Genomic DNA, 12,367 nt, shown 5'->3' on the forward strand with positions numbered 1-12,367 from the left:
ATAACCAATAACCAATAACCAATAACCAATAACCAATAACCAATAACCAATAACCAATGACTAATGACTAATGACTAATGACTAATGACCAATGACTAATAACTAATGACTCTTCAAACATGAATCTTAAAAAAATTAGCCCTTGGCTGGACGCCCTAGCTATCCTAGCCTGGGGAATATTGCTCCTCAAATATTGGATTACAGGCAAATTAAGCATTCTGATTCACCCCAATTACTTTGGCTTGACAGTCGCGGGAGGAATCGGCTTAATGGTGATTGGCGGATTTAAAATTTGGGAACTCTTAAAGGTCGATCGCGCCAACAAACAATTGCGGACATCCCCAGCCAACAACTCTCCCAGAATCACAGAAGTTGAACACATTACTTTATTTCCCCCCAGCATCGGCAGCACCTTAATGCTGAGCGTCGCATTAATCGGTTTAGCAGTAACGCCCCGCACATTTACCAGCCAGACAGCATTGGAACGAGGTCTCACCGAATCTCTGCCCATCACCAGACTGCAACCGCAAGAATTTCGCAATACTACAAAACCCGAAAATCGATCGCTCGTCGAATGGGTGCGGCTGTTAAATTTTAACCCCGAACCAGATACATACAGAGGTCAAAAAGTCAAGGTTAAAGGATTTGTGATTCACCCGCCCAACATAGCAGAACAATATATGTGGATCGGGCGTTTTATCATTACCTGCTGCGCGGCGGATGCCTATCCGATCGGGTTGCCGGTCAAATTAGCGATCGGTCAAAGCCGCGCCTCTTTTCCCCCAGACAGTTGGCTAGAAATAGAAGGAGAAACAATCGTAGAAGAACTACAAGGTAAGCGCAAATTAATCATTCAAGCATCCTCCCTCAAACCAATTCCCGAACCAAAAAACCCTTATGATTATTAGATGTGGAGCAGGTTGCAGGTTAAATTTTATCTTTCTGATTGTAGGATGTGCGTCGGGATCTTCCTACAATCGAAAAATGAAGATACGGTAAAGTTAGCTAAAAAAATGGCTGCAGTATCCTGTAGAAGTTGCCAACGGCAAATTCAGCAACTAGACTCATAATTAGGAAATAAGTTTAGAGTATATGTCATCAGAAAAAAAATTAGCGATCAAAGGCGCATTCTGGACGATCGCCAGCTATGGAAGCAGTCAAATTATCCGATTCGGTAGCAACCTAATTTTGACCCGCCTGCTTTTGCCCGAACTATTTGGTTTGATGGGTCTAGCCTACGTTTTCATCACAGGTGTCAACCTATTCACAGACATAGGTCTGGGCCCGAGCATCATTCAAAACAAACGCGGGGAGGAGCCTGAATTTTTCAACACCGCTTGGACAATGCAAGTTCTTCGCAGCTTATTTGTTTGGTTGTGTTTAATTGCAATCACCTGGCCAGTTGCTAATTTTTATGAAGAACCCCGTCTCCTGTGGTTGCTTCCCTGCATAAGTATAAATACCCTAATAGGAGGGTTCAAATCCACTTCTGTATCCACCCTCGAACGCAAAATGAGCGTCAAGCAAGTAGTGCTTTTTGAGTTGGGCATACAGGCAGTTTCTACTACAGTGATGGTTGTATGGGCTTTTTTCCATCCCACAATCTGGGCCATCCTCCTCGGCGGTTTGACTGGCGCTATAATGGAGTTAGTATGGAGCCATTTTTTGATTCGCGGCCAGTCAAACCGCTTCGCTTGGGATAAAGAAGCCGCTAAAGAAATATTTTCTTATGGAAAATGGATATTCTTGTCTACGATGTTATTTTTTCTGTGTTCTCAAGCCGATCGCCTAGTTCTAGGGAAAATCTTTACTTTAACAATGTTGGGCATTTACGGCATCGCTTTTACCCTCGGCGATATGCCGCGCCAAGTGATCATCGCCCTCGCAGGTAGGGTGATTTTCCCCTCAATTTCGATGCTAGCAGAATTGCCTCGTGAGGAATTGCGCGCCAAAATTATTAAAAACCGCAACTTAATCCTGATACCTTTAGCCGTAGGCTTAGCAATTTTTGTTAGCTTTGGAGATCAGGTCATTTTAACATTGTACAGGAAAGAGTATATGGCAGCATCTTGGATGATGCCAATCTTGGCTTTAGGTATCTGGCACACTACTCTCCACAATTTGATGGGTTCTTGTTTGTTAGCGGTTGGCAAATCTCAATATGCAGCTATGGGCAATCTGGTAACTTTCTTGAGTATCACTATTGGCATCCCGGTCGGATATCATTTTTTTGGTAATTTAGGTGCTGTGATTGCTGTCGCTGTCGGTGATATTCCTACTTATTTAGTAACCAGCTACGGTCTTTGGAAAGAAAGGCTAACTTGTTTTTGGGAGGATATCCAATTGACAGCACTGTTCTTAGGGGTACTAGCGGGCATACTTTGCATTAGAATGTATGTCCTCGGTTGGGGACTACCTATCGACAAAATATCACCGATGGATTTAGTACCGATCAATCAACTATTTAAGTAAACACAAAGGAGATTGTCTGTATGTCAGATGAATATTTACCAAAAAGAAAAGTAATACACTTTATCTTTTTTCAAATTGCTTTGTTACAACAAATATCGCGATCGGTCATTAGGTCTATTAAAATGATGCTGTTTTTTTATAAAAAACCATCATAATTTTATTCAAAGAAAACGAACCGCCTGAGAAAGAACGCCATAAAATTTTTGCTGCTGCCGCACACATTACATCAGTTGAAGAATCTGAGAATCCTGAACAAGAGGCAGCAAAAATAGAAAGACTCAGGTATACAATAGATGGACTGTTGGCGAGTTTTGCTCATTGCGACGTGAATATAGCCTTTCGATCTCTCATATGAGGTACTATCCGGCATAGGCCAAACCGGGCATACCTCACCATACTTGAGAAACGCTATATTGCGAGCCAAACTCTACCGAACAGGCAGGTTACAGCGTATGTATTTACCTGAAGATCAAATTAAGTGCATTCAGATACAAGAAGACCCAGAATGCGACCCGATCTTGGTATGGTTTAGGCTTCAGGAAGAATTTGTCGAAAAAGTAGAAGAACTTGAATGGTTTTTATTCATAGAAGATGACATTATTTTAGCCGATGCTTTCACGCTAGAAAATTAGCAAAATTCAACCAAGAAAGCGGATATAAAAATGCTATTTTTTTTTCCAAATTGTTATGAAATGTATCAAGGGACTAAGAGATATATTGATTTGACGATAACGCAACCATTGGTGATAAACAAGCTATCTAGTGTAGAGATAGAAAATGTAAAATTTGCGGAATTTAAAAATCCTCACGCAGCATTTTACTGTTTGTCAAGAAAGCAGATGAAACACTGGATAAAATCAGGTTGTTTCTTCAAAAATCGAATAGTGGAAGTCTTGCCTTTAGAGAGTGCAGCCACTTTTTGTCTTTTGGAATGTTTCTCTATATATTAAGTCTCACACGTCAAATTTAAACTATTTTGAGGTCAGGCATTACGATAGCAAATATTCTATAGAACCCATTTGATATCTATTCTGTGTAAATCTCAGAAACCGGGTCGATCTCTATATTTCTCATCACCCAACCCAAAACTCCAAGAATACCCGGTTTCTCGCCCCTTGCGTAAATCTCAGAAACCAGTTTCTCTCTATATTTCTCGTCACCTAACCCAAAAACTCAAAGATGTCAAATGGGTTCTATATTATATCCCGAACCGGAATCGCCCTATACACTGTCAGCGGTTAATCATAGTTCCAATATACCAATCGTCAAGGATTCGTGAAATAATGGCTCTGGGCTAAGTAGCCGTCTGAATTATTAGGAGTTTTGGACGCGGTGGCGATCGATCGCTCTCGGATTGGTTCGTAGTGCGGTGAAGTCCGCACTACGAACTGTTTTTGCTATGATGTCAACCGGAGTTGATATGAAACTCCGATCGCCAAATTGGGTTTTTGAGCTGGGGTGCGCCTGGGAATGTAAAATTTAAGAGGAAAAATTGGGCAGTGATTTTTCACCATAAATAGGAGAGAAAAATTTGTGAATATTTTTAACAAAAAATTTAATCCTTCATTCTTCGGTATTCTGCCGTTCAAACAGCCGATCGACCGCACGGCGATCTTGCTGATGTTAATGTTAAGCGTCTTAATCGGACTGCTGCTGCTGAGTGGCGATCGCACAGCGCCCAGAGTGCGAGAATTTAGCTGGGAAAACAAACAAATCGGCGCGCGAGATACCGGCTTTCTCCTCACCTTCTTTCGCCCGATGAACCACTCCACCGTCGAGGAAAACTTAACGCTAGAACCTCCCCTCCCCGGTAAATTTAGTTGGGCGGGACGGCGCATGGCTTACACCCTCCAAGATCCAGCACCCTACGGCGTTACCTACACATTAAAACTCGCTGGTGCAACGGACAAGTATTTCGGAGAAAACAACCAATATAAAGGCACGCCAATGCAGCCGTTTAGCAGTTCCTTTCGCACTCGCGATCGGGCTTTTGCTTATATCGGCGTTCAAGGCGAAACAGAAAGCAGATTAATGCTAGTCAATCTCTCCAGCAGCGAATCGAAACCGATACCCCTGACTCCCAAAGATTTGGTTGTCACCGATTTTAAACCCTATCCCGGGGGCGATCGCATTTTATTCTCAGCCACAGATCGATCGATCGCCCGTACTCGCGGCACCCTAAATCAAGAACTATTTACAGTCACCACCGGCCTCAATCCCCAATCCCCCGGAGAAGAACCCCAACAAAAACAGCCAGCAGGTAGAATCGACAAACTACTAGACTCCAAAGATTACCAAAACCTAAAATTTGACCTTTCAGCCGACGGAAAAATTATCCTGATTCAGCGCGTCAACCGCAGCAATCCCAGCGATTTCAGCCCTTGGATTCTGGAAGAAAAATTACCGCCCCGCCCATTGGAAAATCAACAAGGCGGAGATTTTATGATTCGGCCCGACAGCAAATCGGTGGTAATGTCTCAAAAACAAGGATTAGCGATCGTCCCGCTCAAACCAGAAGCAGATCCAGTACAACTTTTACCAAAATACGAACAAGTATTGGGCCTGGCCCGCGACAACTCCGCCGCCGCCTATGTTAAATACAACGGCGACTTTACTCGATCGCTTTTCATCTTAGACAACCAAGGTGTGGAACAAGAAATATTGCGGATTCCCGGTAGCATTATCTCCGTTTATTTCGACCCGCGCAAAAACAAAGACAATCAATTCCAGCGTCTTTACTGTTTGTTAGCCCAACGCCTCGAAACAGAAAGCTACAAAGAACAGCCTTTTATCGCCGCCATCGACCTCAAAAAAGATGGCACTCGTTTGGTAGGAACCATCAAACCGCTGCTAGTTTTGCCCAACCAATTAGATACCCAAATCAGTTTATCTCCCGACGGTCTGGCATTAATTTTCGACCAATTAGTTACATCAGCAAAACCCTCAGCAGCAGACAGTCCCCGCAACTCCGGCGGACAGTCGATCGCCACCAGCCGCCTCTGGGTGCTACCCTTATTAGAAATACCTCCAGACGGTTCTGCTGCAAAAGTACAGCCCGAAGAACTTCCCTTTACTGGCTATCATCCCCGCTGGCTGCCGTAAATCGATTTTATACTTTATGGCGATCGCAGGTGGAGAGAGTTTGAGAGTTTGACAAAAGTTAACGATTTGCAGTTTGTCGAGATATAAAACGTTTATTTGCACAACAGCCGATCGCCAAAAAGTGCTTGTTACAAAACCAGAGATGCTCCCTAACACAGCGAGATTCATGCCGATCGCTATGACAAATTTGTTTACACAATTAAAATCAATTCAACATCAATTGTAACCAATCTTAACGACCAAATAAATAAGGATAAGCTTTCTAACAGAAGAATAATCACAGTTTGCTCAGGGTGCTTTAATATCAAGCACCCTGAGCTTGATTTCTGCAATTAAGCTTAAGCCTTAAAATAATTAATAATCGCCTCAAATCAAGTGCCGGTCTCGAACTCGCTCTTTTTTGGTCGATCCCGGACCAGATAGCGAACTGATATAAAATTAATAAGATACAGAAATCCGCAGGTACATTGGGTATCAAAAATATTACTGCTATAAATAGCAGACTCTCAGGTTTGTTATGCCAACCACTAACCCCAGTCTCAACAATTTTATCTCCCCAGTGCCGCTGTGCCGACCAACGGCGACACTAGAATCGCTGCGGTCAATTTTCATGGAGGGAAATTGCGATCGAGTCGCAGTAGTCAACGAACAGAAGGAGCCCCTAGGATTAGTTTACCTCCGCAGCCTTTGGACGGGCACGGACTCGCGCACAAACGACGGAGAGCAACTTTTGTCGGAAAGCTCGATCGCGATCGAACCCATCACCATAGTACCGGCAGCTTTGAGTGTCAGCGAATTCTGGCAGTACCTGCAAAAAGAACAACTAAATAGCCCAGCCCACAGCCAAAGCGTCGGCGGTTTCTCCAAAAGCCCGATCGCCCTTACAGATGCCAGCGGTAAATTTTTAGGACTCCTAGAGAGCCTGAGCCTGCTGCAATATATCGCCACACTCAACAGCAGCAGTCAGGCGGAGTCAACAGCAGTCAAAGAAATCGAATTAATACCCGTTTCCTCGGCACTAGCTACCGCCGAGGGCAAAGGGCGCTTTTTAGAAGCGGGATTGAAACCCTCGGAAAACCTCAACTCCCTAGTCCAACTTCTAGAAAAACTGCCCCTACCGCTGAGATTGCAAACCCCCAGCGGACAAATAGTCAGTCAAAACGCAGCGTGGCGGATTTTGCTGGGAGCCGGGCCTCAACCAATTCCCGAACCCGCACCAAATTTGGGCAAACACTCGTCCCACCAACCAAGCCATGTAACCACCGAATACCAGAGTGTGCAATTCGAGGCTATCACCTCTGAGTGCAGGAGCTTAGTAGGAGTAAGTCGATCGGGCGATCGGGATGCAACCGCAGCCACCAGTTGCCCGCTACCGCTGTACTCGGCCGCCTCCCCATCAACCTTAACCGCTCCAGCTTGGTGCGCCATCGCAGGCAAACCAGACACATACATTTGCGACTGCCCGGTACAAACAGGTCAAGAACGGATCTGGCAATTTGTCAAACAGCCGCTCGGAGACCAGCTAATTTTAGTCATGGGACAAGATGTCACCGAAGAACATTTAGTCGCCAAAGAACTAGCAGCAAAAAACGCAGACTTAATCCACCTCAACCGACTAAAAGACGAATTTTTATCCTGCATCAGCCACGAACTAAAAACCCCGCTCACCGCCGTCCTCGGTTTGTCAAGCCTCCTCAAAGATAAATTGATCGGAGAACTCAACGATCGGCAATCACGTTACGCCAAACTAATCCATCAAAGCGGACGGCATTTGATGACAATAGTTAACGACATTTTAGACTTGACCCGCATGGAAACCGGGCAGCTAGAACTAATTCCCGAATCCGTAGAAATAGCAGCAACTTGCAAAAGAGCCTTTGAACAAGCAAAACAACTGCAACAGCAAGAAGAAAAATCTCCCCCCAAAACAAACGGCGAAGCAAACGCAGAACCGTCAGAAAAAATAGAATTTACACTCGAAATAGAACCGGGAGTTAGCTATTTGATTGCCGACGAACTGCGGCTGCGACAAATGCTCGTCAATCTCCTTGCCAACGCCCTAAAATTCACCGAAGCCGGCGGCAAAATCGGATTGAAAGTAAATGTTTGGGAAGGTTGGCTCGCCTTCACAGTTTGGGACACCGGCATCGGCATCCCCGCCGACAAACAGCACCTGATCTTTCAAAAATTCCAACAGCTAGAAAGCCCCCTGACCAGACGCTTTCAAGGAACCGGACTGGGACTGGTACTGACTCAACGGCTCGCGAGGCTCCACGGCGGAGACGTTTCGTTTATTTCCTCAGAAAACCGAGGCTCTGAATTTACCCTGCTGCTGCCGCCCAATCCTCCCGGAAACTGCGGGGAAGAATCCCCACCGCCTGCTTTGGCCGAGGAAGAATTATTCAAACCAAAATATCAGCATCCGATCGCCAATTCTCGCTCTCGTTTAGTATTAATAGTCGAAGCAGTTCCCAAATATATCGAAGATTTAACCAACGTCCTCTCCAGTTTGGGCTACCAAGTAATAGTCGCCCGTTCCGGCACCGAAGCCCTGGAAAAAGCCCGCAGGTTCAGTCCCGAAGCGATATTCCTCAACCCGCTGCTGCCCCTGCTGTCCGGTTGGGACGTGCTGACGCTGCTCAAGAGCGATCCAGATACCCGATCGATTCCGGCAATCGTCACAGCCACCAGAGGCGAAAAAGAACGGGCTGCTGTCAACCGCGCCGAAGGCTTTTTGAGCTTGCCGGTGGAAGAACCCGCTTTGCGAAGGTTGCTGGCAGATTTGATCGGCCACAGTAATGCCAGTACCAATAAGGTGAGAAGTTCTTTAACCGTGTTGTGGCTCAGCCCGCAAAATACTTCATCTCAAGGTTCCGCTTTACTGCTAAATCCCACCTACTGCCGGGTTTTAGAGGCAGACGACCTCGACCAAGCAGAACTCGTCGCCCGAATTTGGCGGCCTTCGGCGATCGTTTTGGACAGTACAAGTCAACTGAAAAACCCCTTAGCTTTTATTGAACAGTTAAGTCGATCTCGAAATTTAGGTTCTCTGCCCTTGGTGACTTTAGACCCAGCAACTACGCAACTGGCCAATCAAATCAAAGGATTGTCCGTATTTCCCTGTTTGGCAGCCGGCAGTCGCGAAGGCACTCTTTTGGGCGCTTCTGCGTTGTGGCAAGTGATTCAAGTAGCTGCGGGCATGAGTTGGAAGCCCAGCATTTTATTTGCTGACATTTCGACTTTACCGGACTTGCACCGCGCGGCTGGGGAGAATATGACAAAAGAATTGAAAAATGGCGATCGATCGACCAATGCGGAGATTCCTCTGCCCAATTCCCAGTTTTGTGCTCCGAACTTTCAAGCTTTTATTCAATACATCCAAACCGCAGGATTTCGAGGGGCGATCGCACCCTGCTGGAGAGAAGTTTTGCAGCAGTTGCAATATCAAAGCGTTGACTTAGTTTTGCTGTGCTTGCGAGATGCCCCCTCAGAATCAACTGCTATGTTGCAAGCGCTCTCGAACCTGCGACAAATGACTGGAAAACTGCCAATTTTAGTCTGGGATTATCGATCTGTTGTAAATTCAGAATCCGAGGCGATCGACTTTTTGCTGCAAGAAGTATCGGCTAAAATTTTGCCTTCTTCCTTATCGGTAGCACAATTGTTAGACCAAATTCAACAGGCTTTATTAACTCACTCAGATTGCTAAAATGAAAAAAATCTCAGGTTTTAAGTAAGGATTTCAGTCCTCTCTAAAGCAGTATTCAACAGACTTTATTAACTCACTAAAGTTGCTAAGATGAAAAATTTTCCTGGTTTGTAGTGAGGACTTCAGTCCTCTCTAAAACAGTGAATCAAAATTATTATTCCTGAGTGCAAAACAGAATCGGGGAACAATTTAACAGAAAACCGCAAAACGTTGCGAGTCAGGAAGCAATATCAAAACTCAAAAATATGAGTTATTATAGGCGATCGAGAAACCATTATATTTTTTCCTGGGGCTGTACAGTGCCTAATCGTATTTCTTTAATATCTCTGGCGATCGCGCTCAGTTTGGGCACAATGCCCAAGCCCGTTGTCGCACAGGCACTCCTGCCTTACACCCTGCAAATCGACTCGGCCCAACTCGACCAGACAGCCTTGAGCCTTGCTGAAGAAGCAGTCCAGCTAGCCCGACTCCAGCAGTACCAACTCGCCATCCCCAGAGCCGCACTCGCCACACAGTTAGCCCCCAAGAACGATCGAGCTTGGACTTTGTTAGGCAGCTTGTACCTTCAAGTCGAACAGTTGGACAAAGGGATTGAAGCTTTGGGGCAAGCTCAATCTCTATCGCCAGAAAATCCCTCAATTAAATTTGTCTTGGGAGAAGCTTACTTTCGGCAAGCGAAGTACGAAAAAGCAGCCGAATACCTGCAAGCTGGTTTGAAAATAAAGCCAGACACTCCGGGCGCATTATTTGATTTGGGCAACGCTTTTTACAAGCTCAAGCGGTTTGATAATGCGATCGCCCAGTACGAAAAAGCCTTTGCTTTAGAAAAAAACCTTTGGCCCGCTATCAACAACATCGGATTAGTCAAATACGAAACCGGAGATGCCGATGGCGCAATCAAACGCTGGCAACAAGCGATCGCGATCGACAACAAAGCAGCAGAACCAATGCTAGCTCTAGCAGTAGCACTCTACAGCAAAGGCGACAAAGAAAAAGGTTTAGCAATGGGAGAAGCCGCCCTGAAATTAGACAGACGCTATGCCACTGTAGATTTTCTCAAAGAAAACCTCTGGGGCGATCGTTTGATTTCAGCCACCCAAAACTTCCTAGCCACTCCTGAAATGAAAGCAGCACTGGTTAAAATTCAAGACGCTCCACCTCCTCCCCAGACATCGCCCTAAGCTTATTATCAGCCCAATTTAACTATGACAACCACCGATCGCCTCGCCCCCCTAAGCTGGACAGAATTGGAGGCACTCACAGACTTTCAAGTCGATCGCACCAACGGGCCAACCAATTCTCAAGCCCGCTTGCGCCTCTTCGGACATCCAGAATCCGACGTGAGAGTCACCCTGTACCGTGACAATCATGCGTGGTGTCCCTATTGCCAGAAAATTTGGTTGTGGTTGGAAGAAAAACAAATCCCCTACCGCATTGAAAAAGTTACCATGTTCTGCTATGGGGAAAAGGAAAGCTGGTACAAGCGCAAAGTGCCGTCGGGAATGTTACCGGCGATCGAACTAGACGGCCGCATCATCACCGAAAGCGATGACATCTTAATCGCCCTCGAACGAGTCTATGGCCCCTTGGGTTTGGGCATGGAAAACCCGGCAGTAATACCCATGCGGCGGTTAGAGCGACTGCTGTTTAGGGCCTGGTGCTCTTGGCTGTGTTACCCGGCGAGTTCAGCCAAAGTAGAACAGCACAACCGCAACCAATTTATCAGCGTCGTCGCCCAGGTAGAAAAGGCCCTGGCTAGCACTCCGGGGCCTTATTTCCTTGATGAATTTGGGACTGCGGATGTGATCTTTACGCCCTATGTCGAACGGATGAATGCCAGTCTTTACTACTACAAAGGCTACTTGATGCGGGAAGAAAACCCGCGCTTTGCTGACTGGTTTGCGGCGATGGAAACCCGCCCTACCTATCGCGGCACTCAAAGCGATTTTCACACCCACGTCCACGATTTACCGCCTCAGATGGGCGGGTGTTATGAAAACGGCGAACCGCAGATGCTACTCAACAAAGCCCGCGTGGATAATGGGCCTTGGGCTGGACTGCCGGATGTGATGTATCCAGAACCGGAAACCTCCCGCGCTGAAGCACTTCATCGCGTTATTAAGCATCACCGCAACATCGTTCGAGTCAATCCTGCTGATGACAAGTTATTCGATGAGGCTTTGCGTTGTGCTTTAACTTTGATGATGACTGGCGAAGTTTGTACGCCGCCGGCTGGTTCTGATGCGGCTTTGCGGTATTTGCGCGATCGGGTGAATGTGCCCCGCGATATGTCGATTTACGCGGCCAAGCGATTGAGGGAAGCGTTGGAGGAAACGGCGGCTTTGGTGGGTGATGGCCAAGGTTCTCCGATTCTGCTGAAGCATCGGCGAGATCAAGATCCGGCTAATTTTGTGTAGGGGGCGATCGGAATCAGACGGAATCGGCGCTGCTGCTGCTCTATTTCATCAACTTGCAATCTGGTCGATATTTCTGCTACCATTGGTAGTATTAAAAGTGGCATAAATAATATGAAAGTATCTATCTCTTTGCCAGATGAGTTAGTGCATTATATTGACCAGCGTGTAGAAAATCGCAGTCGCCTAGTTGAGCTTTTATTGCAAGCATGGCGCAAACAACAAGAACAGCAGGCAATGGTAGAAGCCTGTTTATTGCTGGATGAAATGAGCGATGAATTAACCGATGAGGATGAAGCATGGCAGCAAGCAGCGATTACCGACTGGGAAGCATCTGGCTCGTGAATTTCGATCCCTCAGTCGGTACAGAAATCCGCAAGACTCGACCAGCGGTAATTATTTCAGGAACTGCTTTTAATCAACGCAGCAAGGTCACAGTTCTACCCATCACTTCTGCTGTTCCAAATGAGCATTTACGACCCATTGTTTTACCTGTGATTCCCTCGACTATCAATGGTCTGAGTACCGATAGTTTTATCGTGTGCGTCGATCCGATGACATTTGATAAACGCAGACTTGTGCGCTGTCTTGGGCAATTGGAGTTGCAACAAATATCCGAAATTCAACTGATTTTGGCTCGATATTTAGAGCTTTAAGAGTGCTGCTGAAA

10 protein-coding genes are annotated in these 12,367 nt (G+C 46.1%); 9 read left to right on the forward strand and 1 reads right to left on the reverse strand.

From position 1 onward, the window contains the following. Positions 1 to 119 precede the first annotated feature (119 nt). The 7 genes from QUB13_RS03255 (at position 120) to QUB13_RS03285 (ending at position 11,700) form a co-directional block, all read left to right on the forward strand. Positions 120 to 908, forward strand: a complete 789-nt coding sequence (locus tag QUB13_RS03255) for a TIGR03943 family putative permease subunit (RefSeq protein ID WP_333378913.1) — start codon at positions 120 to 122, stop codon at positions 906 to 908. Positions 909 to 1,092: 184 nt separating this feature from the next. Continuing rightward, positions 1,093 to 2,472 (forward strand): oligosaccharide flippase family protein, encoded by a 1,380-nt coding sequence (locus tag QUB13_RS03260; protein WP_333378915.1) that lies wholly within the window; start codon positions 1,093 to 1,095, stop codon positions 2,470 to 2,472. Positions 2,473 to 2,924: 452 nt separating this feature from the next. Further along, entirely contained in the window at positions 2,925 to 3,104 is a 180-nt protein-coding gene (locus tag QUB13_RS03265) for a hypothetical protein (protein WP_333378917.1), read from the forward strand. Positions 3,105 to 4,005: 901 nt separating this feature from the next. Then, positions 4,006 to 5,574, forward strand: a complete 1,569-nt coding sequence (locus QUB13_RS03270) for a hypothetical protein (protein WP_333378919.1) — start codon at positions 4,006 to 4,008, stop codon at positions 5,572 to 5,574. Between the two features lie 517 nt (positions 5,575 to 6,091). After that, positions 6,092 to 9,283: an ATP-binding protein gene (locus QUB13_RS03275; RefSeq protein ID WP_333378921.1), complete on the forward strand. Its 3,192-nt coding sequence runs from the start codon at positions 6,092 to 6,094 to the stop codon at positions 9,281 to 9,283. A 299-nt stretch (positions 9,284 to 9,582) separates the two neighbouring features. After that, positions 9,583 to 10,464 carry a tetratricopeptide repeat protein gene (locus QUB13_RS03280; RefSeq protein ID WP_333378923.1) on the forward strand — a complete coding sequence of 294 codons (882 nt, stop codon included), beginning with the start codon at positions 9,583 to 9,585 and terminating at the stop codon, positions 10,462 to 10,464. Positions 10,465 to 10,488: 24 nt separating this feature from the next. Then, complete coding sequence (locus tag QUB13_RS03285; protein WP_333378925.1) at positions 10,489 to 11,700, forward strand: glutathione S-transferase family protein; 1,212 nt, start codon at positions 10,489 to 10,491, stop codon at positions 11,698 to 11,700. Here QUB13_RS03285 and QUB13_RS03290 read toward each other — a convergent pair. Further along, positions 11,676 to 11,804: a hypothetical protein gene (locus QUB13_RS03290; protein ID WP_255515813.1), complete on the reverse strand. Its 129-nt coding sequence runs from the start codon at positions 11,802 to 11,804 to the stop codon at positions 11,676 to 11,678. The two genes, QUB13_RS03285 and QUB13_RS03290, sit on opposite strands and share 25 nt — an antisense overlap. Positions 11,805 to 11,811: 7 nt before the next feature. On the opposite strand from QUB13_RS03290, the gene QUB13_RS03295 reads away from it, so the two are divergent. Beyond that, complete coding sequence (locus QUB13_RS03295; protein ID WP_333378926.1) at positions 11,812 to 12,042, forward strand: hypothetical protein; 231 nt, start codon at positions 11,812 to 11,814, stop codon at positions 12,040 to 12,042. Continuing rightward, positions 11,997 to 12,353, forward strand: coding sequence for a type II toxin-antitoxin system PemK/MazF family toxin (locus QUB13_RS03300; RefSeq protein ID WP_333378928.1), 357 nt, complete (start codon positions 11,997 to 11,999; stop codon positions 12,351 to 12,353). The genes QUB13_RS03295 and QUB13_RS03300 overlap by 46 nt, the downstream gene beginning before the upstream one ends. The last annotated feature ends 14 nt before the right edge of the window (positions 12,354 to 12,367 follow it).

This window comes from Microcoleus sp. B4-D4 (assembly GCF_036705185.1).
In the GTDB taxonomy this organism is placed as follows: domain Bacteria; phylum Cyanobacteriota; class Cyanobacteriia; order Cyanobacteriales; family Microcoleaceae; genus Microcoleus.

What these genes read in the sequence shown, in the direction of transcription:
- QUB13_RS03255 (WP_333378913.1), top strand. Translation starts at nt 120, where the DNA reads ATGAATCTTAAAAAAATTAGCCCTTGGCTGGACGCCCTAGCTATCCTA.
- QUB13_RS03260 (WP_333378915.1), top strand. Translation starts at nt 1,093, where the DNA reads ATGTCATCAGAAAAAAAATTAGCGATCAAAGGCGCATTCTGGACGATC.
- QUB13_RS03265 (WP_333378917.1), top strand. Translation starts at nt 2,925, where the DNA reads ATGTATTTACCTGAAGATCAAATTAAGTGCATTCAGATACAAGAAGAC.
- QUB13_RS03275 (WP_333378921.1), top strand. Translation starts at nt 6,092, where the DNA reads ATGCCAACCACTAACCCCAGTCTCAACAATTTTATCTCCCCAGTGCCG.
- QUB13_RS03285 (WP_333378925.1), top strand. Translation starts at nt 10,489, where the DNA reads ATGACAACCACCGATCGCCTCGCCCCCCTAAGCTGGACAGAATTGGAG.
- QUB13_RS03290 (WP_255515813.1), bottom strand. Translation starts at nt 11,804, where the DNA reads ATGCCACTTTTAATACTACCAATGGTAGCAGAAATATCGACCAGATTG.
- QUB13_RS03295 (WP_333378926.1), top strand. Translation starts at nt 11,812, where the DNA reads ATGAAAGTATCTATCTCTTTGCCAGATGAGTTAGTGCATTATATTGAC.
- QUB13_RS03300 (WP_333378928.1), top strand. Translation starts at nt 11,997, where the DNA reads ATGGCAGCAAGCAGCGATTACCGACTGGGAAGCATCTGGCTCGTGAAT.